Origin of the sequence: Roseivivax halodurans JCM 10272, assembly GCF_000521785.1 — a bacterium.
GTDB classification, from domain to species: domain Bacteria; phylum Pseudomonadota; class Alphaproteobacteria; order Rhodobacterales; family Rhodobacteraceae; genus Roseivivax; species Roseivivax halodurans.
The window spans coordinates 1-25,241 of the sequence record NZ_JALZ01000025.1 but is presented as its reverse complement, the minus strand read 5'-3'; the positions used below and the strand labels follow the sequence as shown (position 1 = coordinate 25,241).

Sequence of the window (25,241 nt, the reverse complement as noted above, 5' to 3'; positions counted from 1 at the left end):
TCAGATCTCCTTCAGGGCGGCTTCGATGCGGGGGATGTCCTCGGGATTGTTGAGCTCCCAGAAGACGCGGCCGCTTGCGTCCACTTCCACGCAGGCGACGGAGGCGCCGTTCTCGAGAAAGCGTAGCTGTTCGAGGCCCTCCATGCGCTCGAGCGGCCCTTCGTCCCACGCGGTATAGGCGGCGAGCGCGGCGGGGCGGTAGGCGTAGACGCCGACATGGTGAAAGACCGGGATCGGGTCGGGCATCCTGCCGGGCGCGATATATGGGATCACCTCCTTGGAAAAATAGAGCCCCCGCCCCCGAGCGTCGAAGACCGCCGTGGTGCCGCCGACGCGGCCGGCCTTCCGGTCCTCTATGAAGTGCCCGTAGGTCACCGGATCGCAGCGCAGCACCGGGGTCGCGACCTCAGCCTCCGGGTCGGCCGCCATCGCCTCGATCAGCGCGGTCAGGAACCATGGCGGGGTCAGCGGCGCATCGCCCTGCAGGTTCACCACAAGGTCGGTCTCGATGCCCCCTTTCTCCAGCGCGTCGGCGCAGCGCTCGGTCCCGTTGCGGCAGGCCTCGTCGGTCATCACGACCTCGGCGCCGAAGCCCTTTGCGGCGTCCACGATGCGCTCGTCGTCGGTCGCGACGGCCACGCGGGCCGCGCCCGCGACGTTCTGCGCCGCCTCCCAGGTCATCTCGATGAGGCTCTTGCGCGACCCGTCCGGCAGCGTGAGCTCGGCCAGCGGCTTGCCGGGATAGCGGGTGGAGGCGTAGCGCGCGGGGATGAGGATCGTGACGTCCATCACGCGACCCCGGCGCGCAGGAGGTCGTGAATGTGGATCACGCCCTCGGGCCGGTTCTCGTCGTCGACAACCACGAGAGCGTTGATCTTGCGGTCGTTCATCACCGCCAGCGCCTGCGCAGCGAGCAGGCCGGTGGGCACGGTGATCGGGTCGGGGTTGGCCACCTCGCCGGCGGTATGGGTCATGAGATCGGACATCTTGCGGCGCAGGTCGCCGTCCGAGATGACGCCCACGAGCCTGCCTTCCGTCACCACGGCGGCGATGCCGAGGCCCTTGGAGGTCATCTCGATCAGCGTCTCGCTCATCGGCGTCGCGGCATCGACCAGCGGCAGCTCCGAACCATCGTGCATCAGTTGCGCCACGGTTGCCATTTGCGCCCCAAGCTTGCCGCCGGGGTGGTAAATGCGGAAATCCTCGGCCAGAAAACCGCGTTCCTCCATCAGTGCCACAGCGAGCGCATCACCGAGCGCAAGAGTGAGCGTGGTCGAGGTAGTCGGTGCCATGCCGATGGAGCAGGCCTCGGGCGCGGCGGGCAGAGTTAGTCGGTGGTCGGCGGCCTTCATCAGCGTGCTTGCCGGCTTTGACGAAATCGCGACCATCGGGATCGAGAAGCGGCGGGTGTGCGCCACGAGGTCACGAAGCTCGGAGGTCTCGCCTGAGTTCGAGATCAGCAGGCAGATGTCGTCGCGGGTGATCATGCCGAGATCGCCGTGGCTTGCCTCGGCAGCGTGAACGAAATGAGATGGCGTTCCGGTCGAGGCGAGCGTGGCTGAGATCTTGCGCCCGACATGTCCCGACTTTCCGATGCCCGACACCACCACCCGGCCCTTGGCGGCGAGGATCAGGTCCACCACGGCTGCGAAATCCGCAGGCAGCTGGTCGGCCAGAAGATAGAGCGCCTCGGCCTCTGTCTTGAGCACCCGCCGCGCGGCCTCGGTCACCTGCCTCGGCGCGGAGGATGTGGTCATATCGTTCATATAGGGCCCATTTATTGCTTTTCCCGGCGTGCCCTGTGAACAGCGCGCGCCCGTTTTGCTCCACGCGCCCCCGATAGCAAGTCGGACTACGACAAAAAAGCGATAACCGCTGGCGGCGGTCGCTGACGTGTTACGCGGCTGGAGCAGCCGGATCCAAACTGCTTAGGTGTTGATCCCACAGTTTGATGTGTGATCCTTTCGAAGGAATGGAAGGATGTCCGATGGGACATAGTTCGTCAGGGAAGCGCTACGACCACGCACGCCGTTAGAGCAGCAATACAGCGATCGCAAGCTTTGCTCGCGACGCTGAGCCGAGAGCTCGGGAGTGAGGAGGGTCAGAAAACGATCCGGTGGATCGTTTTCCCGACGAACCCCAAGACGGTTGCGAACTGGCGTAAACGGCAGACGGTCGATGAGCTCAAAACCGGCCCAAAGGAGCCTCGTTCGACGGTCCTCACCAAGGCTGAGGAGTCGGCCATCGCCGCGTTTCGGCGCCACACGCTGCTGCCGCTTGATGACTGCCTCTATGCCTGTGAACCGGCGTGGAAAAGTGGGTCTGACGCATATTTGGTGCAGATGATGCTTTTCAGCGCTACATTTTGGCAATCTTCGCGGGAGGTTGCCCATGGCATCTGGAATGGATCGACGGGCGTTCCTGCCCGGAGGGTTGAAGGCGGAACGTGTCGAGGTGGTGGACGACAGTGTGTTGATCCATGCGCGTCCAGTCGGGGGAGCGGCCGCCTGCCCAGGATGCGGCGAGATTTCTCGGCGCGTTCATAGCCACTACCAGCGCCGTCTCGCGGACCTGCCGGCAGATGGGCGGCAAGTCAGCATCGTGCTGTCTGCTCGGCGCTTTCGGTGCCGGTCGATCTCATGCAGGACACGGATCTTCGCGGAGCGGCTCATGCCAGCGATTGCTCAGTCCTACGGACGGCGGACGGGACGCCTGCAAGACCTGGTCCGTCATCTCGGTGTCGCCCTCGGAGGGCGGCCGGCTCAGGCGCTGGCCGCGCGACTGCTTCTGCCAGTCAGCAAGGATACCTTCCTGCGCAGCGTCCGCACCGCGATGAGACCGCCGATCAGCGCGCCACGGGTGATCGGCATAGACGACTGGGCCTGGCGGCGCGGCCAACGCTACGGCACAGTGATCTGCGACCTCGAGAAGCGCCAGATCATTGATCTGTTGCCGGACAGGGAGCCGGCGACCGTCGAGGCATGGCTGCGGAGTCAGCCTCAGATCGAGGTGGTCGCCCGCGACCGGAACGGCGGCTACGGCGGCGCGGTCACGCGTGCCCTACCTCGGGCGATCCAAGTGGCGGATCGCTGGCATCTCCTCGAGAACGTCAGCGCGGCGTTTCTGGCGGCAGTGCGACGGCAGATGCCAATAATTCGCCGCGCGGTTGGTGCGACGGAGCTCGATCCCGCCCTGCTCACCGCGGCCGAGCGCCTGCAATACGACGGCTTCCAGCGCCGAGAGCAGACGAACGAGACCGTGCGGCGCATGGCCAGTGAAGGTGTTCCGATCAAACGTATCGTGCGAGCGACAGGGCTGAGCCGCGGTCTCGTCCGCCGGATCGTGCGTGGCGAGCGCGACGATGTCTTCCGGGTGCGCCAGAATAGCCTGACCCCCTGGCTGCCTCGGCTGGAGCGGGAGTGGGCCGGTGGATGTCGCAATGCCACGGAGATTTGGCGCCGGCTTCGCACCTCGGGCTTCGGCGGTAGCCTCCGGGTGGTTGGTGAATGGGCCACGAGACAGCGGCGCGCTGAAAGTGCGGTGCTGTCGGGGTCCGGGAGGTGCCCGCCCGCGCGCAGGATCGCGCAACTCATGACCTCGGCACGCAATCACCTTTCCAAGGCGGACGCCGTGCTCGTTGCACAAGTCGAAGCCGCGCTGCCAACTTTGGCGGTCACCCGCATCCTCGTCGAACAATTCATCGCCATGGTGCGCAACGGCACGGCGGGCGACCTCATGGTGTGGCTCAACGAGGCAGCAGCCAGCGAGATCGCGTCATTCTCCCGCGGTCTCGCCGCAGATCAGGCTGCCGTGGTCGCAGCCCTGACAGAGCATTGGTCCAACGGCCAGACGGAACAGATCAACCGCCTGAAGACCCTCAAACGACAGATGTATGGCCGGGCCAACATCGAGCTGCTGAAAGCGCGTCTGGTCGCCGCGTCATGAACCACGATGCACCAACTTTGATTCAGACCCAAAGTTCGGCGCCGATTGACACCATTCCGAGGCCTACAGCCGCGAGGGCGCGCACACCAATCTGGCCGAGAGCTTCTTCTCGCGGCTCAGGCGCATGATTGGCGGCCAGCATCTCCGGGTCGAGGGACGTTATCTCGATGCCTATGCTGCCCACGCCGCCTGGCTCGAGGACCACCGGTTGGAAAGTAACGGAACTTTGGCGGATCGCCTGATCGGAGGAGCGCTGACCGCGCCGGTCAGTCGGGCCTGGAAGGGCTACTGGCAACGACGCGCAGCGTGACAGCGTCGCCAGCTCTCCAGACGCACATGCCTTGTCGCTTCTCCACCATGCGCACAAGCTTGCGGCGCTTGGCGTGGCGCAGCGCCTGGACGACCTTGAACACCACGGAGTTCCGCAGCGCCGTGTCCGTGATCTCGAGGTCGCGCTCGACCATCACCCGTTCGGCCAGCTCCCGCGTCGTCATTTCCACGCCATCGCCGAGGTGATGCACGCAGATCTCGGCGATCTCTCCCTTCTTGAAGAACCCGTGGCTCACGATGTAGCGCGCTCGCTGGCGCTCTGGGGCCGCGAACAGCTCAATGGTCGCGTTCACATGGGCGAGGTCGTGCTTGGCATGCGCGATCTGGGCCTCATACGCCTTGATTTGCCCGAGGATCTCCGCGCGCTTCTGCTTCAATGTCTGGACGATCAGGGGCTCGCTCATGCCCCCGATTGCACCCCAAGCCGCCGTTCCGGTCCATCCGGCAACTTGGTGCATCTGCTACCTAAGACCGAGTGCCTCAATGAGCACCTGTTCGCCAATCTGCGCCATGCCCGCGGCCTGATCGAGGCGTGGCGCGAGGACTACAACCATCACCGCCCCCACACGAGCCTCGACGGGCTCACCCCGTGGGAGTATCACCAACGGTCAGTAGAGGACCAAAACCTGAACAGAGCGAACCAATAACCGCGGACTCCAAGGGGAGCAGGTCACGCGGGGCATTCATATCACCAACCTCACAGAGAGCCTCCCGGCTCTGATACGGTACGATCGCGAGATCTACTGGATAAGCTCTCCCGAGGGAAAGACGATCCGGAGAACGGTGCGGATCGCGGGATTGCGAATGCTGCGTGCGAAATACACTGGTTCATTCTCGAGCAAACGAACATATTCAGTTCCGCCGCGTCGATGCGCCATAGGACGCAGCACGCGTATACAAGCGCGTTGCAATAGACCTTGTTGATGTTTTAGCGCCTGAGGCTCAAACAGTGCCACTGCCCAAGGCCGTGTCGTGCCCCAGGTTTTTCGCACGAAGGTCGCTGGGTCCGTGTTGAACTCGTGTGGCAGCTTCTGTCCGGTGCGGAACCGGTACGCCAGCCGTGCGGCTGGTGGCAGGGCCCACCGTCTCCAACCGAACATGCCGTAGTCCGCAACAGACAATTGCTCGACCGAGCTTGCGCTTCCTTTCGTCTTTTTCGTCTTTTTCGTCTTGTGGTAGGCCTCGTGTACGATCCGGATCTCCTGGGGATAGAGGGGGGCGGACTCGACGCTAACCGTCTCTTCTGGGAATAGGGCGCCCCCCGAGTCGAGGAACTCCCGCGCGATCCAGCGATTGCCCTTGTCGGCAGCTGCGAGGATATCGGCTGCTTGTGCGTCGGATAGAATCCAAGGGCGCGGCATCGGAAGATCTTGCTCGCGGCGCCACGCCATTAACGCCTCCCCCGCAGTCTCAATGAAGCGAAGGTAGGCCGTGTTGTCGGCGAACCAGCGGCTGTTGTAGGTTCGGATCAGTTCGACATGTGCCGCCGAGAGCCGGGCGGAATTGGTGAGGCGTGCGTCGACCGGCGCGCAATCAAGGATCTGGGGCAGGGTCGCGGCTTGAGCAAAATCGTGAATCAGGTCGCCGCCGATGAAAACGGTGCGGCTGTAGACACGAACCGTCACGGCATCCTTGCCGAGAAGGTCCACCCATCTCGACACAAAGCCTGCGTAGTCGAGCCAGGTTCGAGTACGCGTCTGGGCAAGCCAATCTGTCACGTCGGCACCGACGCGGCTGACCGTGCCCCCGGCGACGAACTCGCAATATTGCGAGTTCGCCCAGGCGTCCTGACGTCTCAGATAGACAATAACCTCGACATCGTAACCGTCGAAATAGGCAGGCAGATCAAAGGCACGGTCATCGAGGAAAAAGCCCTCGCTGCTCAGCACAATTGTGTGTAGGCGCTCACCCCAGAACGCGACACCGGCATCGATATGGTTCCGTAGCGTCCGGTCTCCGGTCGCCGCCGCGGCAAGAAACTGGGCATGCCCGCCCTGTTTGTGTGGGCGGTCCGCTTGCCAGAACTGGCCAACTTCGGGATACCAGACGCCACCACGGAGCAATTGCGCACGGTCATGGTCCATCCGGTGCTGCAGCGATGTGCTGCCGGTCTTGCTCGAGCCGAGGTGAAGTAGGATGCGGGGCCTGTGTCGTCCGGATGTCCGGGTGGGGGGGGCTGGAAGAACGGCCTTGTTGCGGGCATAGATACCCAGTGCCACCTGGAAGTGGCGTTGGGCATCGTTGGCCGGTTCCTCTAGGAATTCTTGCCACAGATCGTCGGCTCGAACTGGATCCAGTTGCAAGGCCGTTTCGATGAAGTCCAGTCGCTGAGCGCGTACCGACGCGAGAAGAAGCCCGTAGGCAGAAGCCCGGACATGGGGACGGGAAAGCTGCATGGGATCGGAGACGAGATCCTGCGCAGTCACGTCCGCCTCGGCCAGGATTGCCGCCAGGTGCCGGACAAAAGCCGCTTGCTCGGATTCGGCGGACGCGGTCTTGTATGCGAACCCGAAGAAAAGATAATGTAGGAACTGCGAGACTTGGAAGCGAGCGTACCACGAAAGAGAGGAGCCCTCGTCGAAGGCTCCTTTCTCTTTCAGGAGATGGACCACGATCTCGAAGTTGTTGATCTGATCACGGACGTCCGCCATCGTTTGCTTACGGCGTACCGCCGACGTATCGCGGACCCGATAGACCACTCCATCGCTGTCGCACACCGAGAAGAGCGGATCGGCCATGTAGGCCTGCACTAGAAAGGCACGTTCCTCTCTGTAGGCGGTGCGGAAGCGCACGGCATTCCGGTCGAGGAACTCCCGCCGGTACAGCCAATTCCAGAAATGACGCGAATGGGCGATTTCAGGATAATCTCTGATCCGAACGCTGTGCTTTTCCTCCTTGAAAGCCGATTCCGTATGGTCGGGGCGTAATTTAACGAACGCGCCGGCCGCATTCTCGATCTGCTCGTGCCGTTTGCGGAACCGCACCATGTCCGCCTGGTCTTCCTCCGCCATGGCGACGATGCGGCCGAGATGGCTGGGATTGGGCATATAATCGTCGGGGTCAATGAAGAGCACGTAGCGACCGCGCGCCGCTTCGATACCTTGATTGCGCACGAAACCCGGGCCGACGTTCTCCTGCCGCCGAATGAGCGTGATCCTAGGATCACTTTCGGCATAGGCCGCGACGATGTCGGCCGAACTGTCGGGGCTGACATCATCAATGGCGATGACTTCGAAATCCTGGAAGATCTGTCGCTGGATCGACGCGAGACAATCGGAGATGTAATCCTCTACGCCGTGAACCGGGATGACGATCGACACCGTCGGTGTCGCAGGCGCTTCGGCAGGAATGGGCGTGACCGGTCGGTTCTCCTGGATGAAATCGAGAACGTCCTCGATCTCTGCGGGCCCGTCGATCCCCGGAACGTTGTATATTGTGTACCAGATGTAGAAGAAGTGGAAGATCTCCAGAAGATCGCGCGTACGGCCGCGATGCGGGATCTCTCGGCGATCATCCGTTACTCCCCAGCCCGCATAGAATGGCGCACCGAAGCAGACCACTCGCTTGCCGGCCAGCAGCGCCTCGAGCCCCATTCCGCTCGTGCCGACATATACCGTATCGACCAGATCGAAGAGTTGGAAAGGGTTGAGATTTTCGCGGATCAACCGGATCCGACCGGAAGATTGCAAGTGATCGAAGTAGCCCCGCCGGCCCGACTTCGTCCAGTTGAGGTCTGGGTGAGTTTTGACCAAGATTTCCGCATCTGGGTTCTCGGCGATCGCCGCGTCGAGCATAGCGGCGAAATCGTTGGGTGCAGCTCGGCCATAGAATGTCGAGGCATCGGAATGGTTCTGATCCACCACGAGAACCCGGCGCTTGTGGTCCAGAGAGACCTTGGGGCGGAAGAATGGTTGCGAGTTGTACTTTGAAATCCGTGCCGCCACGATACGATCGATGGTCCGCCGGGCGCGGTCGCGCTCGGTGTCGGAGATTTCAGTCATGCCGTTCAATCGCTCGGTCAAGCGATTGGGATAGTCCGCCATGAAGAACTGCGCGCGGTCGTCATAGACGTAGCCAAGGCACGCCATCGCTGGGTCACGTGCGGCCAGGGACTCCGACCAGCTTGTAGCGGAGGCGAGAAACCCCATTTCGAAGAAGACGACGTCCGCGTCCGACCTGAGGTGGGGCATGAGCTGCATCGCGCTGGCGTGGGATTTGGCCTCACTGTCCAAGATCGCGCCGTACATCAGCACTGGATGATCGTCGTCTATCCCCTCCTCGTTCACGGCAACCAGGTTCGGAAAGAGCTGCTCCATGTTCCGTGAGAAGCCCGTATTGAGGTTGCTACGCTTGAATCCGATACGATGGTGGGCCATGCGGCGGCTCAGTAACCTAGTGCGGAAGTCGGTAACCGTTTCGGGAAGCTCGGCTCTTTGGCGCAGAGCAAGCAACTTCAGAAACCGGCGATATTCAGGATGGCCGCTATCGCCGCGGAAGAGCTTCAAGCGCATTGGGGGGCTTTCGTGTTGTTTGGATTGGTAATTGCAACTTCCGCCGAACCTTAGGCAGAGCTAAGCGGAGGTTATGCTTAAGTCTGTGGCAACCGAATGTTGGGGGAAAGCACATTCCAATTTAGGGATCTCGTTGGTAAGGTGGATGCACCACGCAGAGTGGATTTCGTGTAGCCTACGTCGCCTTGAAGGTAAACTGCAGCTTGCCTCTGACCTGCCACGGGATTTTTCCTCCACGGCCGATTAGGGTTCGTGTATTGACCCAGTGAAAACCTGCTCATGCTACAACGAGGAAGGTAGCGATGAGTGTGACGATGGAAGACGGGATCAAGCGATGGACCGCGAAGCGCAAGAGTGCGCTGGTGGCCGAGATCATTCGCGGCAAGACGAGCGTGTCGGAGGCCAGCCGGGCCCATGATCTCGCCCCCTCGGAAATCGAAGGCTGGGTCGAGGACGCGAAGAAGGGCATGGAGAACGCGTTGCGGACCAACCCTCTCGATGTGCGCCAGCAATACGAGAAGCACTGAAGGACCTCCAGGAAGCCTACGGCGAAGCCATGCTGGAGCTCCGGGCGCGAAAAAAGCTCCAGGCCCTCATGGAGCGGGAGGACGGCAATTGATCCGGACGCTTCATGAGGGCCTGCGCGACGACGGGATCGCCGTTCCGCTGACCAAGCTGTGCGCGTGGTTCGGGGTGCCGCGGCGGACGGTCTACTACCGGCCGACCAAGGCGGCGCCGAAGATCGATCCCACCTTCGCCGAGCCGATCAAGGCGCTGATCGAGGCTGAGCCCTCCTTCGGCTATCGAACTGTCGCCTGGCTGCTGGGGTTCAACAAGAACACCGTGCAGCGGATATTCCGACTGAAGGGCTGGCAGGTCCGCAAGCGCCCCGTCGGCGCGCGCCCGCGTATCGAGGCGATGCCCTCGGTAGCCCAGGCCCCTAACGAGCGATGGTCGACCGATCTCTGCCGCGTCTGGACCGGCAAGGATCGGTGGGCCACGTTGGCGCTGGTCATGGACTGCCATACGCGCGAGCTGCTCGGCTGGCACCTGTCCAAGAGTGGGAAAGCGTCGACCCCGGTCGCCGCGCTCGAGCAGGCGCTCATCGCCCGGTTCGGCACCTTGGGCCGCGTCGAGAACCAGTTCCTCCTTCGCAGCGACAACGGGCTGGTCTTCACCAGCCGGGACTACACGAAGATGGTCCGCAGTTACGGTCTGCGCCAGGAATTCATCACCCCACACTGCCCGCAAAAGAACGGGATGATGGAACGACTGATCCGGTCGCTGAAGGAGCAATGTGTGCATCGGCAACGCTTCGAGAGCCTCGCCCATGCGAGGATCATGTCCCGTGAGGTGGTGTAGCTCCTGGCTGGCCTGACTGGTTTCGGCGGGCCGGGCTGATCAGTCCGTCTGCGCGGCAGGCAGGCTGACGATGGGATCGCCGCAGACCGGCGCGAGCGTTTCCAGTGTCATGTAGCGAGATCGCTGCACCGCCCATTCCTCGGTCTGCTCCATCAGGATCGCACCGACCAGGCGGCGGATGGCGGCCTCGTTCGGGAAGATCCCAATGACATTGGTGCGCCGTTTGGTCTCGCCGTTCAGGCGCTCGATGGGATTTGTAACCGGTATGAGGATCTCGGTGTCGATGTTCGGCTGGGTTCTTCGGAACCCGGTATATGCTGCGAGCATCCGGGACAGAGGCACCGGGAGCACGAAGGTGCGGGCAGGCCGATGCATTCGATGAGCTACGAGCTCGTGTTAGTAGCTGGCCGCCTCTGCGACTCGCCCGGTTGCGCCGAGAGCGCGAATCCGTAGTTGTCGTGTCGCCCGCCGCTCCCGCTTGTTGTCACTGGCAAGGGAGGCGCGCATGCGACGCGTGATCGGCATCGACATCCACCGGACCTTTGGGGAGGTGGTGATCTGGGAGAACGGCATGACCCGACACGAGGGCCGGGTCGAGATGACTCGCACGGCCCTGGAGGGGTTCGGCAGGCAACTTCTGAAGACGGACGAAGTGGTGATAGAGGCGACCGGCAACTGCATGGCGGTGTCGCGCGTGCTGTCGCCTCACGTGAAGCGGGTGGTCATCGCCAATCCTCTCCAGGTGAAGGCAATCGCCCATGCGCATGTGAAGACCGGCAAGGTCGACGCAGGCACGCTGGCCAGCCTGCACGCCGCCGGCTACCTGCCGGAAATCTGGACCCCGGACGCTGCGACCGAGCGGATGCGCCGGCTCGTCGCGCGGCGCTACCAGGTCGTGCGCCACCGGACCCGGATCAAGAACGAGGTGCATGCCATCCTGCACGCGCACCTGATCCCGAAATGCCCGCATGCCGACCTGTTCAACCGGCGTGGCCGCGACTGGCTTTCCCGTCAGCCGATCCCGGAGGACGAGCGGGCCGCCATCACGCGCCATGTCCGCGAGTTGGACCGGCTCGGAGAGGATCTCGCCATGCTCGATCGGGACATCGCCCGGGACGCGCTGGAGGACGAGCCGATCCGGCGGCTGCTGACCATCACCGGCGTCAACCTTGCCGTGGCGGCGGGCCTGATGGCGGCGATCGGCGACGTCGAGCGGTTCAGTTCTCCCCAGAAGCTGGTGAGCTACTTCGGCCTGAACCCGCGGGTCCGCCAGTCCGGCCTCGGCGCCGCCCACCACGGTCGGATCAGCAAGGCCGGACGCAGCCACGCCCGCGCCATGCTGGTCGAGGCCGCCTGGGCGGCCGCGAAAGCGCCGGGACCGTTGCGCGCCTTCTTCATCCGTATTCGCGCCAAACGAGGCCATCAGATCGCTGCCGTCGCGGTGGCTCGCAAACTGGCCGGCCTGTGCTGGCACATGCTGACCAAGGGTGAGGACTACCGCTGGGCCCGCCCCAGCCTCGTCGCTCACAAGCACCGGTCCATGGAACTGGCTGCCGGGCAGCCGCAGAAGAAAGGCAACAAGCGGGGCGCGACCTACGCCTACAACGTGAAGGAATTGCGCCACCAGGAGATGCAGATCGCGGAGCGGGCGCAGGAGAGCTACGAACACTTCGTCGCCGCCTGGCGCTCGCATCCACCGTCCAAAGGAAAGTGTGCGGCCGCCTCAAACCGGCAGGGACTGCATGGGCTGCCCGGTAGCGCTTCCAGCCGACACGCCACGCTTCGCCACGAGGTCGACCGCACGGAACGAGAATAGCGGAAACGAGCAAGAAAGTCTTGTCGATCCCATCCGTCGAGTGCAACTTCGCCCGGTGCTGCTTGGGAAAGGTCATGTAGGCGAGGACATCCTCCTCGGCCCAGTCCATGAGGGAGCTTCGGGAGCTTGCCCCGCATCTGGTCGGCTACGAGCCGCCCCTGCGTCCGGGCCGCCCCGTGGTCGGGCTGGGCGAAGGCGGTGGCAATGAAGGCAGACACGACCCTACGGCTGCTCTTGCCGGCATGAGCCAGGGCATTCCTTTGAAAATGCACGCGGCATCGCTGCCAGGTCGTGGACAACACGCGGGCGGTGGCAGCCTTGATGCCCTCGTGCGCGTCGCTGATCACCAGCTTCACGCCGGTCAAGCCGCGTCGCACCAAGCCGCGTAGGAACTCGGTCCAGAACGGTTCCGCCTCGGAGGGGCCGATGGCCATACCGAGCACCTCGCGGCGGCCGTCGGTGTTCACGCCGACCGCGATGGTGACGGCGACGGACACGATGCAACGGCCCTGACGGACCTTCAGGTAGGTGGCGTCGATCCATGAGCTGAGGCGGAACAGGAAAGGCTCCGGGGGAGCCTTTCCCCGCCGAAGGGCCACTCGCCCTCGATGGGCCGGCTCAGGAAGGCGTCTACCCGTTCGTCGATCTCCTCGCACAACCGGCTGACCTGGCTCTTGGAGATGCCGGTCCCGCCCATGGCCTGCACGAGATCGTCCATCGCGCGCGCCGAGACGCCGTGGACATAGGCTTCCTGGATGACCGCCGTCAGCGCCTTCTCCACGGCCCGTCGCGGCTCGAGGAAGGATGGGAAGTAGCTGCCCGTCCGCAGCTTCGGAATGCGAAGCTCCACGTTCCCGGCCGGGTCTGCCAGTCGCGGTCGCGGTAACCGTTGCGTCGCGCCCGGCGCTCAGGGCTCTTCTCGCCATAAGCGGCGCCGGTCTGGCCGCCCACCTCGAGCTCCATCAGGCGTTCGGCCGCAAAGCCGATCATCTCCCGAAGAAGATCCGCATCGCCGCTCTTCTCCACGAGCTCACTCAGGTCCATCATGGGGTTGGTCATCGGGGTCGTCCCTCGGTTCAGGTTGGCTTTCGCAACCCGACCCTACCGAGAAACCCGATGACCGCCTCAGCTACACCACGCCCCGGGACATGTCCCATGCGAGCCGCGTCATCGGCGACTGGATCGCATTTTACAACACCCGTCGGCCGCATCAGGCGCTCGGAATGAAGACACCCGCCGCGACGTTCGAATTAGCGGCATAACCTGAGCAGGTTCTGCTGGGTCAATACAGCCACGGCGATCTCGCGACTCGCTTTGCAGCCTCTTCTACCAGATCAGGAACGCGGGAATCACATCGAGACGCCGTTCGATCGGGCGCCACTCCTGCGACGGGCATCGACTCGACCGCGAAGACGACAACGATCCGCTGGCGGATATCGATCAAGAACTCTTGAAACCGGGTTGTGCAATTAGACGACGCCGGCGTATCCGGCCCGCCAGCGTGATCGAGCTCGGAGATTCCAGATCCGGGTGCCCAAACGTTCGGAGCAGCTGCAATCGACCGGAAATTTCTGGATAAACGCGGCCCTAATCCAGGGGGAAGGTCACTACCAAACACCGGCTGACTATGCGCGGACACTGACCACCGCAACCGCCCGCCCCGCTGTGCGAGATGAAAGCTCCGCGCGTCGGGCGATTGCTCAACCGGCGCCAACCGAGGTAAATACAAACTGGACTCCGGTCGCGGCTGGATAAAAGTTCAGTGGCAGGTCAGATCCAAGACGTGGGACACCCGTAAGTGCCAATGGCCCGACGTGGCCGTCACCTTGTTTGGAATTCATGTTGCGGGATATATCTTGGCCAGCGCTCATGTGAGAGAGCACCAACAGGCCGGACACATGAACGCAAGAGATCCGATCAAAATCGTCGGAGTATTCTTGCGAGGAGGAGGCTGTCCACATAGGGCACATGGATGCCGTCGGGGGGGGCACATCATCAAAGCCAATCCCCTTACTCATCGTAACATGCGCCGGAACGCCTAGTTAACGGAACCCCCGAAGGAACATGCTAAACTTTCTCATCGGGCTTGTGATACGCCAAGAGGTGCTGTTCAAGAACATCTTATGCTGGTGCTGTGCACGAATTAGTGCCCTTTCAGTGCTCGCAAGTTGTTTAGCAAGTTCTTTTTTCTCTGCCGTCAGTTTCGTTTTAGCTTCTGAAAGTTTTCTGCGAAAATTATTGGATTTCTCTTTTTCAAGTTTTTCCTTGGCATCTGCTAGCTGTCTACGCACCTTTTTCAAAGTGTTCTGTAATTGAACAACTTTGGCTTCGCTTCTGCTCAGCCGATACCGGCTTCGACTCTCAATTTCTTCTTCCATGCGGTCAAAATCTACTGTCAACTTTAAATAATTCTCAATTGCATCTTTCTCACGCTTCTTTAATTCCGCTGTGTAGGTAATATTCTTGTCGATTTCTTCTCGAAGTGCTTCGATTGTCTCAGCTTGAGTGCTCTCCCTTTCTGTATTACTATTTATTGCATCGGTATGGGGCTGAATCGATTCTTTGCTTTCGGTTTTCTGATTATTTAGCAGGTTGTAAAGGCGTGCGTTCTCAGATTCTGTACTCCGAAATCTTTCGGAGAGAATGCCGATCTCAGTTATCAATTCTTCTTCGCCTCCTTTCTCATGCGCCAGCCGCTTCAGTAGTTCTATCCGTGTCTCAGTGTTTTCCTGAGATGCAACTTCACTAGAGTCAGAGAGAGATAATAAAATATCCGCCAGTTTGGTCATCTTTCGGTAGAACTCCGTCTCGTCATACGTTTTAATTTCGAGAATATTCTGTTTTCCTGCCTGAATAAAGTCATCGATCAGAAGAATCGATTCGGGTAGGTCGATCGGTGATTCCGTCTTAGAGTGATCGAGTGAAGATATGTATACCCCTCTAAGTTCCGGGGTGAATTGGCAGGAATTATGTAATAACTCCGAAATGCGAGCAACCTGTCGATTTGGGTTAGAAGCCCAATCTTCAAAATGAATCAGTGGCGTTTCTGCCGGAGCGTCACGCAGGATGTAGTAGGTTCGCTGGGCCCAAATGCGCTGATAGCGCTCTTGGTTTTTCTCATAGGCTGATATCATGGAATTGATAATGTGGGGAGCACGGCGTATAGCCCACACGCATTTTATGGAAACTCCCGCTTCTCCAGCGGCCTCAATCCATAGAGGGATGAAGAGAGAGGAGAGCGGGAACTTTATGGCAAAATCTCTGTTCTTGGCCGCGGCTTGTTGACTTTTTAAATACGCAGCCATCCACTGCACCGCTTTTCTCGACCTGGGGCTGTCCTGCCATCCAGGTGGACGAAATAGCGGAAATCCTCCAAGGTCGGTATGTAATTGTCGTAGCTGGTCGCGGACTTCCTTAGCCTCTCCGGTTCCGAGCGGATTGGTGTCGCTTGGAGGCACTGTTTCAGCGTCTACATGCACGCCTAAGCGTTCAAGCGCATGGACAAGGAGAGAGGTACCGCTGCGGCCGGTGCCCAAAACTAGTATGCATGCCATTTCTTATCCTATTTTTAAGAGATTTGTAAGAAGCAACATGTAATCTTCCCTTTTTCGAGTGCTCGTCGTTCCCTCTCGCCAGCTCTCCGGAATATCCCCGGTTTTCAGGGCGTTTACTAGTTCCGGTGCCATTCCTATATCCTCAGCTCTCAGACCGGCTTCGGAGAGAGAGTTCTGTGCTAGTTCGCTGTAGTTTTTGAAAGACCAATCAATCGGTCGCGCAAGGTAGGTATGTGGCGTAAGGCCTGCGCTCTTAAAGCGTTCCCAAAGGCCTTCCACCGGAATCGCACGAAGCCAATCATTCGGACGTGGCAATACCCAGATCGGGAGCCCTGACTTTCGGGCCGCCAAACTCACCTTCAGGTCGAGCATGACCTCGGCAAGAACATCGTCCAGATCTATATCTATGGTTCTCTGGTCGAAGCAAGCTGTTCCGGTTCCAGCCAGGGAGCAGAGTTGCAGGTGTCTGACCTCCCTCTGAGAGCGGAAAACTTTCGTACGCTCGTAGTACCAGTCCACTCGGGGTGGAAGCACTCCGCCATGCGTGGTGACCACGCAGCGGCCGCCAAAAAGCTCGAGGATAGACAGATTGTGCGCCACGTAATCTGGAGGATAGACGAAATCATCGTCAAGCGTGAAGACGCGGCACCTTGAGAGGTAATGGAGCGAATACGCCTTCCCATTAGCCGAGATATTTCCGGCATGCTCGCGACCATCGAGCACATGAATCGTTCCCAGATCGGATAAGTCGGGTAGGCCCTCGATCGTTTCGTTCACATAGAGATAAAGAGCATCAAGTTGGGGTGCGATGCTGGCCACCGTCTCGCGGAGGATGGGAAAGCGCGCCGGGAAAGTAGCCATGCAGCCAACCGTACGGTTGTCGACCATGGGAGGTTTCATTCGATTTCCAAGATGTCAAGAAGATTTCGATCGAGACGCATCTTTAGCTGACTGACAACACCTTTCGCAGAGCTTATTTTCCACGTATGCGTGCTCTCATCGGAGTCTCGATAGACAATCATAGAAGTGCAGTCTGCACTATAAATACGATATCCTTGGTCCCGATGGTTTGCGACCCAATTAGAGTCTGCTGAGTTTCGATCTTTATGTGAGAACGGAACAATGTAACTGGCTGTATCGGCAGATAGAGTTGCACCTGCTATATGCCCATGTTCTTTCGCTAGAATACACCCACATCTTTGAGCCACTTCTTCGCGAGAGTATGTTACTCCATTCCCTGAAAAGTAAAAGTATACCGATTGCCTTCCGACCACGTCAGCCTGGGTAGATCGATAATAGTAGACTGCCTCCTCCAAATAGGTTCTGCCGTAGAAATCGTCGTCATCGAGTTTGCACCAGTATCGTCCCGTGGATTGCGCAATGCCACGATTGAGGCATTCGCCGATGTTCGCGGCCTCTGGCAGCGCGAAGACCCGTTCGTTGGGGGCGAGCTCGGGCAGATCCTCAGGAATCTCGCCAGTGTTGAAGATCAGGATCAGTTCCTTGTTGTCCCAGCTTTGCGAGCGGAACGTCTCAAGGCATTTATGCAGGAGGCGGGGCCGCTTGGTCACCAAGATGACGCTTGTCCGGGGCTTGTCGGTTTCTGGGCCGCAGGGGTCGCGTCCCAGAAGCGCCTCGCGGTGCGCAGCCGTCCAAACATATTCGCGCATCACGTGCCGGTAGAGTTCGCGCCAGCGACGCTCCCGCACCCACGTGATTCGGTAGGTCGCCTGCAGTTCCATGAGGTCGGCGGGCGAGAGGACCCGGTCCAGCATCTCCAGTTGCGGCGCCATCGTGCGTGGCGTACCCCAGAGGACCGGGATCGCGCCCGAGGCTATGGCGTCCAGGGCCATCTGCACAAGTTCGGCATCCGGCCGTAGGCTGCAAGCGGGCAGCAAGACAATCCGTGCCGAGGCGAGCAGGGCACGCTCTTCGGAGCGCGTGTGATCGCCGTAGATCTGCGAGTCGGCACGGGACAAACGCTCGCGCAAGGACAAGGGCGTGAAGCGATACCGGAATTCGGTCAGCAGGGGGGCGTAGAGGCCGGGAGTATCCACGAACTCGGCGAAGTCCGGATACTGGAAGATGTCCGATGCCGTGGGGATCAGCATCAGATCCGCTGGCGGCGGGGTCTGGCGCGCCACTGAGCAGGCGGTTGGTTCGGTGGTAGAGGGCAGCAAGACATCAGGCGAAATGGGTGACCAGTCCTCCCCCTTCTGGCCGGTCACTTCAGCGAGCACACGGTTCGCTTGGCGAGCGGTCTCCTGCCATAGGGGGGCGATCTCCGCCGCGCCGGTGGCCCAGAGATGTACTGGAATTCCTACGGCTTTCGCCGCGTCGAAGAGCCGGGCACCGCGCTCGGGTAGGCTGCCGTCGAGGGTCGAGAATGCGAGAGACCAGTCAGCATCCTCCTTGCTCAGCCCGCTGGCTGGCACGGTCTCGATCACGATCGTCTCGAGGGAGAGAAGGTCGATCTGAGCTTCGACCTCATTTTCCCTGAGCCAAAAAATTTCGCTGATCCCGGCCAGGCGCTCGTAACCGCGTTCGGATCCGATGAATCCCAGCCGGAGCGGCGTCTCGACCTGGGCCCGTAGACGGTCCGTCCGGAGTCGGAAATCGTCCCGCTCTGCACCGTTGCCCAAGGACTCAATCACCGGCTCCCAGTTTCCGCCAGGCTGGAAATAACGGAGCAGGTCGGCGATCTGCTGCCGCGGCGCCTCCTCCAGAACCTCCAGCGCTGCCCGCGAGCTCTCGCCTGGTTTTAGAGCCTGCTCTAGCAGGCCTCGGCGCAGCGCGGTAATTCTATCGACCTGCTCGGCGAATTTCTTTCCCTCCGGGCCGGACCAGAGGATTGAGAGAGGATGGAGCGAGGCACGGCGCAGGACCGTGGAGTTGGCCCATCCCTCCAGCACCAAGTCCGTGGCTCCGGGGGGCGCAAGAAGGAAACGCGAGGCCTCGCCTCCTGCCAGGACCTGCTCGGTCAACTTGCAAGGGGGAAGCGTCTCTACGGACATTGGGTCCTGGCCCCCGATGACCGGTGTCCCCTGTATCAGCCGGGGATCCAGTCGGCGTCCCTGGCGGTCTCGGAACACGGCGTAGACTGGCGCCCGGGACATCTCCTGACCCTTGTGGCCAAGCCTACTCCGCTGCAGTAGGAGCCGCAATTCATAGATTCTCCCGGGGAGCACTTCGAAGCGCCGAGGTACTTCGCTCTCCTTGGAAACGGCCTGTAACTCTTTATCTTCTGCGAAACTTTCCATCTGGCCCCAGGTGAATACCGCATTCGGTCTTGTCAGGAACATGGGCCCAACGGCCCGCTCTCGGATCCTCGCCCTCGGCCACGCGGCGCGTGCAGTTGGCGCAGCCGATCGACGGATAGCCTTCGGCTACCAGAGGGTGGCGCGGCAGGTAGAGCCGGTCAATATAGCCCGAAATGTTCTCTTCCGACCACATGGCGAAAGGGTTGATCTTGAGGTGCTCCCCATCCCGTTCGAGTAGGGGGAGTGCATGGCGCGTCGCCGCCTGGAAGCGCTTCCGACCCGAAATCCAGGTGTCATAGCCTTCCAGAGCGTCCTGGAGCGGAAAGACCTTGCGGATCTGGCAGCAATAGTCCGGGAAGGCGGACCAGAGCGTTCCGTCGGGGTCCTCTTCCTCGAGTGTTTGGAAGGAGGGTTGCAGTTTCTCGACCTTGAGGCCCAGCCGTTCGGAGACGGCATCGACGTAGTCGAGCGTCTCGCGGAAGTGCTTTCCGGTTTCCAGAAAGAGTACCGGCCAGTCCGTCCGGACACGGGAGATGTAATGCAGCAGTGCAATGCTGTCGGCACCGAAGGAGGAGACCACCGCAACTCGTCCCAGCCGAGGGTCCCGGAGGAGCGTCTCCACGTCCGGTCGCCCAGCATCGATCCCGTGATCCGCCGCGAGCGACTCGATCAGGGGGTCGACCCCCCCGGGGGGCCAGGAATCGGACATTTTAACAGCCATCGGAACTACTTTCGGCCTAGGATCGAGATCGCGACACGGCGCTTCACTTTTTCCACTTCACTCCGCGGAAAATCCGGTCGGTCGAAATCTGGTCACGATACCGCATGGTGATCTCCATCATGTGGTCCACGACCTCGTCGGTCAGCTTGTTGGGCTGCAACCCAAGATCGATCAAGCCGGTGTGCGCCGGATTGTAGTAATGCTCTTCCGCTTCCTTACGTGGGTTGGGCAGGTTCTTGACCTCAACCTGAAGGCCGAGCCGCTCTCCACTCTTTCTGACGAGTTCGGCCAGATCGTTCACCGAGAAGGTCTCCACGAACTGGTTGAAGACCCTGAGTTCTCCCTTGTCTGCCGGGGTCTCCACGGCGAGCTGGACGCATTGGAGTGCGTCCTTGAGGTGGAGATATCCGCGCGTCTGGCCACCGCGGCCGTAGACGGTGAGAGGGTAACCCGCGACCGCCTGAACCATAAAGCGGTTCAGGACGGTGCCGAAGACCTCGTCGTAGTTCAGGAAGGAATAGAGCCGGTCGTCCTCGCCGCTTTCCTCGGTCGCCAGACCGTAGACGGGACCCTGCATGAGATCCGTCACCCGCAGGCCCCAGACACGCACGTAGAACCACAGCATGTCGGTATCGAGGACCTTGGTGGTATGGTAGAAAGAGCCTGCAGCTCGGGGAAACAGGAACTTGTCGCTGCGGCCCTTGTGCTCGATCTCGATCCAACCCTCCTCGATATCGATATTGGGAGTGCCGTATTCCCCCATGGTGCCGAGCTTCACCAGATGTGCCTCGGGCGTATATTCCGCCATCGCCTGGATGACGTTGAAGGTGACGCCGAGGTTGTTGTCGAGCGTCAAGCGCGCGGCGCGCCGGTCGAGCATCGAGTAGGGCGCAGAGGGTTGTTCCGCATAATGGATGATGGAGTCTGGCTTAAATTCTTCGAAGATGGAGGAGATGAAGCTCCAGTCGTCGAGGTCGCCGATGCGGACCTCGACGCTCTTGCCCGAGCTCTCTTCCCAGACGCGGGCCCTTTCGTGGAGATTGGGGACCTCGAAGAGGGCCTCGCAGTCGATGTCCCGCATGAGGCGACGCCGGAGGTAGTTGTCCACGGCCATGACCTCATGGCCCGTGGCCGAGAGTTTCATCGCCGTTGGCCATCCGATGTAGCCATCGCCTCCGAGGATAAGAACCTTCATTGCTGCTCTCCCGTCTGCATGCTGTCCACGAGCGTTCTGACCTCGGAGGGCAGGACCGCGTCTTCCATCAGAAGATCCGCTATCTGTTGGTCGTCCATGATCGGCTGTCGGTCAGAGTGGTAGACCACCTCGGAGGGGTCGAGACTGACTTCCTCGTAGGCGTAGGTCTGTTCTCGTTGCGCCCGGGTGTGACCCGCCGGCAGGACCACGAGAAACTTTTCGCCTTCGAGCAGACGGCCGGCCTCCTCCTCGGTGGAAAGCTCCTCCCACATCTTCTCGCCCGGCCGGGCGCCTACGGTGTTAACCTTTATGTCGGTGGGGGTGTAGCCGTAGAGAGGGGCCAAGCGGTCGATCATGACGCGGGCGAGGTCCCTGATCCTCAGAACCGGCATCTTGGTAATGAAGACCTCACCGCCCTTTGCCAAGACCATGCTCTCGATCACCAGATCCGCCGCTTGGGACATGGTCATCACGAAGCGGCTCATGCGGTCGTCGGTTAGGGTGATCGGTCCGCCCTTCGCGATTTGATTGGCGAAAAGAGGCACGACGGACCCCCGGGAGCCCAGGACATTCCCGAAACGCGTACAGGAGAACTTTGTCTTGTGCTGCTGGGAGCGCAGGAAGTTCATCGCGGTGAAAAGGCGCTCTCCCATCAGCTTGGTTGTGCCCATCACGTTGGTCGGGTTTACCGCCTTATCCGAGGAGGTGAAGATCACCTTTTCGAGCCCTGCCTCTATGGCGGCCCGTCCAACCGTCTCGCAGCCCTGGATGTTGACGTTCACCGCCGAGAAGGGGCTCCTCTCGCAGGAGGGCACGTGCTTGAGCGCTGCGGAGTGGAAACACATGTCCATGTTCGAGAAGGTTCGCCGGATCTCTCGCTCGTCCGTGATATCGGCGAGGTAGAACTCGATGTTGCCGTGACCGGCAAAGCTCATCTCCATGTCAAAGAGACCGCTTTCGTTGTTATCGACCACCCGAACGAGGTTTGGAGAGAACTCGAGAAGCTTTTCGACGATTTCCCGGCCTACGGAGCCGACGCCTCCTGTGACAACGATGTTCTTGTTGGTAAAGTGGGTTTTCAGGTCGGGCATCTCAGTAACTTCATTGCGCATGGTTGCTTGCGGGGAGCACCTGTAGGAAAGGGGACGAAGTTTCAAGATGTGAACCGGCATGGGCGTTGATGATGTGACCGTCCTCCTTCGTGGATCGTCGCAGACCCACCTTGGCACATCGATGCCGTCGGGGGGCGGTCACATCATCAACACCGACTGCAACACAAGTCATTCGCATTCAGCGCTGAAGATGCACTCGCCTCGCGAGTTCATCCAAGCTCAAACCGCAACGGCCTGAGTGTCAGGCGAAACGGAGGCAAAGCCAGCCCCCCAGTACCCTTGCGTCAATCACGTTTTACGATTACGAGCAATAACATACCTTGAAAATTACAGAACGTCCGAAGAATGAAAAACAAAGAAGCACTTTCAATTAATAAACCTCGTGTCTCCGTTATACTACCAGTTCACGGGGTGGAGAAATATGTTGAAAAGTGCATCAATTCAATCCAAAAACAGAGCCTTCGGGAAATTGAGATTATTCCCGTAAACGATGCGTCACCCGACAGGTCGCAAAAAATAATAGATCGACTCGCCGCGGCGGATCATCGCATCAAACCACTCAGGCTCCAGGAAAATGTTGGTCAAGGGTTCGCGCGTAACGAGGGGCTGAAGGTAGCAAAGGGCGATTACATCTGGTTCATTGACTCTGATGATTGGCTTGTTGATCCAAATTTTCTTGCAGAAATCGTTGCCGCGGCGGAAGAAAATGGCGCGGACATGACACGTGCAAAAAAGGCCGGAGAAGCTATCTTCGATGATAGCGATAACCTTGTCAAAGTTAAGTCAGATAGGACTGAGGAGTACTTTCAAGAGTATGTTGCGAAGACCGATTTCAAGAGTAACCTAAATATACTGCATAGCCGTCACTTTTGCTTATGGCTATATCGAAGAATTTTTATTGAACGGAATGATATATTCTTCACGACAGCACAGTGGGAGGAGCGCGCCTTCCTTCTTAAGGCGCTCCTTCGGGCTAAGATTATTACTTTAACGACAAGTACTTGCTTCATGTACAGGATTAGGAAAAATTCTACCGCTAGGAGAGGAAAAAACGCCCTCGATGTTGAGAGGTACTTGCAAAACTTTGAGGAAGTATGCACTCTGCTGAAGGTGGAAGGGGCTGATGAAAGGGGGAGCATTCTTCGAGAGCATCTGCGCTTTCAACTATCCCATTTCATCCATTGGTTATTCTTCGGGTTTTGGTATCAACAGCTAACTAAATGTGTGGATAGTCCAAGGGAATATATGGAGAGAGTCGCTTCATCGCTTGACTCCCTAGACTTTCTTGGCGCCGACTTCACCGAGAGTCCACTTCCTGTGAACCGGAAGCTTCTGCTTTCAGGCGCCTATGGCTTGATTGTATCAGCTTTGCGAGCGCGTAAGTTTGATTTCGTTGATATAGCGGTAAATCGATGCGCGATTTCACAGGGGCAGCTCTACTATGAGTTTTTAACAGAGCCGAAGAGCAACTCGGAGCGTGATTTCCAGAAGTTCCTGAATCAGTATGCTCGGAACGATAAAGTAAAGAGACAATCTCCGCAAGAGAGCAGCGATTTTCAGCCAAGGCCTCGTGTCATAATCCACATTGGGGCCACGAAGACTGGAAGTACAACTATACAGCATATGCTAGACAAGAACAGGCCTGCTCTACTACGCGGTGGCGTGTGGGTGCCAGAGGTCGGATTATTCTGGCAGCCGACGCGACCACACAAACAGGCGGGTCACTCTAAATTCACGAAAGCCGCTGTCCAGAACGATCCAAATTTGCGCGAACATATTCGGAACGGTTTGGCGCTGATGCAAGGACGGATCCATACGGTCATACTTTCTAGCGAAGCTTACTTCTTACAGGAAAGTGCATGTCAATTAGTTGATTATCTCTCCGAATATGAGATCAAAGTTCTCGTCTACTTGCGGCGTCAGGACGAATGGGCGAACTCTCAGTATTGCGAATTCGTGGCTGGCGGGGCGATAGGACGGTTAAATTTATCGATTGGCGATTGGATCTCTCAGCCTAATACCCGACGCCGACTCAATTACCTTGCCACCTTGAAATCGTGGGCCGAAAAGGTCGGCAGGGAGAATATTCAGGTTCGAATATATAGTGATAATTCATTGTATGGCGGAGACATCATTTCCGATTTCGCTAAATCGATTGATATACAAGGCTTAGTAGATTTGCCACGCCCTGAAAGAAAGCAGCGTAATGATTCAAGGCTGATTGGGGGTCATATCGAAATCATTAGATTATATAACAAGCTTGAATTCAGGGGGCGCGATGATTATTTTGACTTTATTGAGGACGTCGGAGAAATGTTGTGCAATTGGCGTAGCGAACGCGGTTTGCCACAACCGAAACCATGGATGCTTACTTTAGAGCAGGCCGAATCTCTGATGAGCGATTATTCCGTAACGAACATGGAGATCGCAAGAGACTATCTATCGCACGAAGATACCTCTCTGTTTGAGGCCCGTAACGTTGTTCCCAAGCAGGCTCCGGTTTTCGTCGAGGAAATTACCTTAATAGAGCGAGTTTACCAGAGATATGCGTCGCCCTCCAGACGCGGTCGGAAGGCCAAGCTTGGTCCGAAGGACAAAAGTAGGACAACTCACTCGAAACCGAAGCGCGAAAAAATGATAGTTAAGAGATCTAGGATCGTCAACTATGGTTTGTTTGGGTGGAGGTTTTGGTTCTTAACTCCGATTGTCGCAGTGTTCTACGCGCGCCTCTCAACGCCAAAGCGTTTACACGAATTTTTGTCCGAACCCGCCGAGTTTTCAAGCCAGCACTGGGCTTTCCGGAGACCGCGTCTCTGTGCGCTACTTTACCCGCAAGGAAACGTAATGGGGCCAGCTGGAATCTTCGGCATGTGGATTCCTGTAGGGAGAAGATTATTTTGTGGTCGGCATGGTTCGGACATGCTCAATTCATTCGAAATAGATCCGATTATGTTTGTGCGGTCCATGCGAGGCCGTACGCGTCGAATTGTCGGGAGGCTGATGTTTCCCCTTGGTGAGTTACGCTAAACAAATGTCCTTCTACGTCGCCCGCCTTCTCATTGGGCGATGATGGTGAGACTGAACCGCCCCGGATCTGTTGGAGGCTGAGTTTCGTTAGTTACGCAGCCGCGGCTTCATTTTCCAGAACTGCATAGAAGTTGGCTTCGGCTTCTGCGGGTGGGATGTTCCCGATGGGCTCGAGCAGGCGACGGTTGTTGAACCAGTCCACCCATTCGAGGGTCGCATATTCCACGGCTTCGAAGCTGCGCCACGGACCACGGCGGTGAATGACCTCGGCTTTGAACAGGCCGTTGATCGTCTCGGCCAGTGCGTTGTCGTAGCTGTCGCCCACACTGCCGACCGACGGCTCGATGCCAGCCTCGCCGAGCCGCTCCGTATACCTGATGGACAGGTATTGGGCGGATTCAACCGGTC

At 59.3% G+C, this 25,241-nt stretch carries 15 protein-coding genes and 8 pseudogenes; 10 read left to right on the top strand and 13 right to left on the bottom strand.

Going from position 1 to position 25,241, the window contains the following annotated elements:
- Both OCH239_RS16485 and OCH239_RS16480 read right to left on the bottom strand, forming a co-directional pair.
- A complete protein-coding gene (locus tag OCH239_RS16485; RefSeq protein WP_037265034.1) occupies positions 1–789 on the bottom strand; it encodes a 3-deoxy-manno-octulosonate cytidylyltransferase in 789 nt (262 codons plus the stop codon).
- Complete coding sequence (locus OCH239_RS16480; protein WP_037265032.1) at positions 789–1,766, bottom strand: KpsF/GutQ family sugar-phosphate isomerase; 978 nt, start codon at positions 1,764–1,766, stop codon at positions 789–791. The genes OCH239_RS16485 and OCH239_RS16480 overlap by 1 nt, the downstream gene beginning before the upstream one ends.
- 228 nt (positions 1,767–1,994) lie before the next feature.
- Between OCH239_RS16480 and OCH239_RS23555 the strand changes: the two are divergent.
- The 3 genes and pseudogenes from OCH239_RS23555 to OCH239_RS22210 all read left to right on the top strand — a co-directional run.
- A pseudogene (locus OCH239_RS23555) lies at positions 1,995–2,306 on the top strand (hypothetical protein); the annotation flags it as partial.
- An 85-nt stretch (positions 2,307–2,391) separates the two neighbouring features.
- Positions 2,392–3,945, top strand: coding sequence for an ISL3 family transposase (locus tag OCH239_RS16475; protein ID WP_037265030.1), 1,554 nt, complete (start codon positions 2,392–2,394; stop codon positions 3,943–3,945).
- Between the two features lie 49 nt (positions 3,946–3,994).
- Positions 3,995–4,255, top strand: a pseudogene (locus OCH239_RS22210) (transposase); the annotation flags it as partial.
- Here OCH239_RS22210 and OCH239_RS16470 read toward each other — a convergent pair.
- Positions 4,212–4,679, bottom strand: coding sequence for a hypothetical protein (locus tag OCH239_RS16470; protein ID WP_037265029.1), 468 nt, complete (start codon positions 4,677–4,679; stop codon positions 4,212–4,214). The pseudogene OCH239_RS22210 and the gene OCH239_RS16470 overlap by 44 nt on opposite strands.
- 63 nt (positions 4,680–4,742) lie before the next feature.
- Between OCH239_RS16470 and OCH239_RS22205 the strand changes: the two are divergent.
- Positions 4,743–4,922: pseudogene (locus OCH239_RS22205) on the top strand (integrase core domain-containing protein); the annotation flags it as partial.
- A gap of 93 nt (positions 4,923–5,015) precedes the next feature.
- Here OCH239_RS22205 and OCH239_RS16465 read toward each other — a convergent pair.
- A complete protein-coding gene (locus OCH239_RS16465) occupies positions 5,016–8,786 on the bottom strand; it encodes a glycosyltransferase (protein WP_051489544.1) in 3,771 nt (1,256 codons plus the stop codon).
- Positions 8,787–9,088: 302 nt separating this feature from the next.
- Here OCH239_RS16465 and OCH239_RS16460 point away from each other — a divergent pair, with 302 nt between their 5' ends.
- Positions 9,089–9,313, top strand: a complete 225-nt coding sequence (locus tag OCH239_RS16460) for a transposase (protein ID WP_244430373.1) — start codon at positions 9,089–9,091, stop codon at positions 9,311–9,313.
- 88 nt (positions 9,314–9,401) lie between these two features.
- Positions 9,402–10,148, top strand: a complete 747-nt coding sequence (locus OCH239_RS16455; RefSeq protein WP_037265027.1) for an IS3 family transposase — start codon at positions 9,402–9,404, stop codon at positions 10,146–10,148.
- Positions 10,149–10,187: 39 nt separating this feature from the next.
- Here OCH239_RS16455 and OCH239_RS16450 read toward each other — a convergent pair.
- A pseudogene (locus tag OCH239_RS16450) lies at positions 10,188–10,415 on the bottom strand (transposase); the annotation flags it as partial.
- Between the two features lie 256 nt (positions 10,416–10,671).
- On the opposite strand from OCH239_RS16450, the pseudogene OCH239_RS16445 reads away from it, so the two are divergent.
- Positions 10,672–11,859: pseudogene (locus tag OCH239_RS16445) on the top strand (IS110 family RNA-guided transposase); the annotation flags it as partial.
- A gap of 124 nt (positions 11,860–11,983) precedes the next feature.
- Here OCH239_RS16445 and OCH239_RS16440 read toward each other — a convergent pair.
- A pseudogene (locus tag OCH239_RS16440) lies at positions 11,984–13,023 on the bottom strand (IS256 family transposase); the annotation flags it as partial.
- Between the two features lie 80 nt (positions 13,024–13,103).
- Between OCH239_RS16440 and OCH239_RS23895 the strand changes: the two are divergent.
- Together OCH239_RS23895 and OCH239_RS22195 are read left to right on the top strand one after the other, a co-directional pair.
- Positions 13,104–13,226: pseudogene (locus tag OCH239_RS23895) on the top strand (integrase core domain-containing protein); the annotation flags it as partial.
- Between the two features lie 346 nt (positions 13,227–13,572).
- Positions 13,573–13,719: pseudogene (locus OCH239_RS22195) on the top strand (IS3 family transposase); the annotation flags it as partial.
- A gap of 287 nt (positions 13,720–14,006) precedes the next feature.
- Here OCH239_RS22195 and OCH239_RS22785 read toward each other — a convergent pair.
- The 6 genes from OCH239_RS22785 to OCH239_RS16415 form a co-directional block, all read right to left on the bottom strand.
- On the bottom strand, positions 14,007–15,518 hold the full coding sequence (locus OCH239_RS22785) for a hypothetical protein (RefSeq protein ID WP_157577911.1): 1,512 nt from the start codon (positions 15,516–15,518) through the stop codon (positions 14,007–14,009).
- Positions 15,519–15,521: 3 nt separating this feature from the next.
- Positions 15,522–16,406, bottom strand: coding sequence for a hypothetical protein (locus OCH239_RS16435; protein ID WP_037265020.1), 885 nt, complete (start codon positions 16,404–16,406; stop codon positions 15,522–15,524).
- 8 nt (positions 16,407–16,414) lie between these two features.
- Complete coding sequence (locus OCH239_RS16430) at positions 16,415–18,430, bottom strand: glycosyltransferase family A protein (RefSeq protein WP_244430374.1); 2,016 nt, start codon at positions 18,428–18,430, stop codon at positions 16,415–16,417.
- Positions 18,431–18,755: 325 nt separating this feature from the next.
- Positions 18,756–19,487: a phosphoadenylyl-sulfate reductase gene (locus OCH239_RS16425; protein ID WP_037265015.1), complete on the bottom strand. Its 732-nt coding sequence runs from the start codon at positions 19,485–19,487 to the stop codon at positions 18,756–18,758.
- A 55-nt stretch (positions 19,488–19,542) separates the two neighbouring features.
- On the bottom strand, positions 19,543–20,694 hold the full coding sequence (locus OCH239_RS16420) for an NAD-dependent epimerase/dehydratase family protein (RefSeq protein WP_037265013.1): 1,152 nt from the start codon (positions 20,692–20,694) through the stop codon (positions 19,543–19,545).
- On the bottom strand, positions 20,691–21,866 hold the full coding sequence (locus OCH239_RS16415; RefSeq protein ID WP_211242003.1) for a polysaccharide biosynthesis protein: 1,176 nt from the start codon (positions 21,864–21,866) through the stop codon (positions 20,691–20,693). Before OCH239_RS16415 ends, OCH239_RS16420 begins: the two co-directional genes overlap by 4 nt.
- A 285-nt stretch (positions 21,867–22,151) precedes the next feature.
- Between OCH239_RS16415 and OCH239_RS22190 the strand changes: the two genes are divergently transcribed.
- Positions 22,152–24,833, top strand: coding sequence for a glycosyltransferase family 2 protein (locus OCH239_RS22190; protein WP_084782549.1), 2,682 nt, complete (start codon positions 22,152–22,154; stop codon positions 24,831–24,833).
- Positions 24,834–24,924: 91 nt separating this feature from the next.
- Here the strand turns inward: OCH239_RS22190 and OCH239_RS16410 are convergent.
- A partial coding sequence (locus tag OCH239_RS16410; RefSeq protein WP_037265010.1) for an integrase core domain-containing protein occupies positions 24,925–25,241 on the bottom strand: 317 nt, incomplete at its 5' end.

Coding starts and splice junctions, on each gene's coding strand:
- OCH239_RS16460 (WP_244430373.1), top strand. CDS start 9,089: ATGAGTGTGACGATGGAAGACGGGATCAAGCGATGGACCGCGAAGCGC.
- OCH239_RS16470 (WP_037265029.1), bottom strand. CDS start 4,679: ATGAGCGAGCCCCTGATCGTCCAGACATTGAAGCAGAAGCGCGCGGAG.
- OCH239_RS16475 (WP_037265030.1), top strand. CDS start 2,392: ATGGCATCTGGAATGGATCGACGGGCGTTCCTGCCCGGAGGGTTGAAG.
- OCH239_RS16425 (WP_037265015.1), bottom strand. CDS start 19,487: ATGTCCGATTCCTGGCCCCCCGGGGGGGTCGACCCCCTGATCGAGTCG.
- OCH239_RS16465 (WP_051489544.1), bottom strand. CDS start 8,786: ATGCGCTTGAAGCTCTTCCGCGGCGATAGCGGCCATCCTGAATATCGC.
- OCH239_RS22785 (WP_157577911.1), bottom strand. CDS start 15,518: ATGGCATGCATACTAGTTTTGGGCACCGGCCGCAGCGGTACCTCTCTC.
- OCH239_RS22190 (WP_084782549.1), top strand. CDS start 22,152: ATGAAAAACAAAGAAGCACTTTCAATTAATAAACCTCGTGTCTCCGTT.
- OCH239_RS16415 (WP_211242003.1), bottom strand. CDS start 21,866: ATGCCGGTTCACATCTTGAAACTTCGTCCCCTTTCCTACAGGTGCTCC.
- OCH239_RS16420 (WP_037265013.1), bottom strand. CDS start 20,694: ATGAAGGTTCTTATCCTCGGAGGCGATGGCTACATCGGATGGCCAACG.
- OCH239_RS16480 (WP_037265032.1), bottom strand. CDS start 1,766: ATGAACGATATGACCACATCCTCCGCGCCGAGGCAGGTGACCGAGGCC.
- OCH239_RS16435 (WP_037265020.1), bottom strand. CDS start 16,406: ATGGTCGACAACCGTACGGTTGGCTGCATGGCTACTTTCCCGGCGCGC.
- OCH239_RS16485 (WP_037265034.1), bottom strand. CDS start 789: ATGGACGTCACGATCCTCATCCCCGCGCGCTACGCCTCCACCCGCTAT.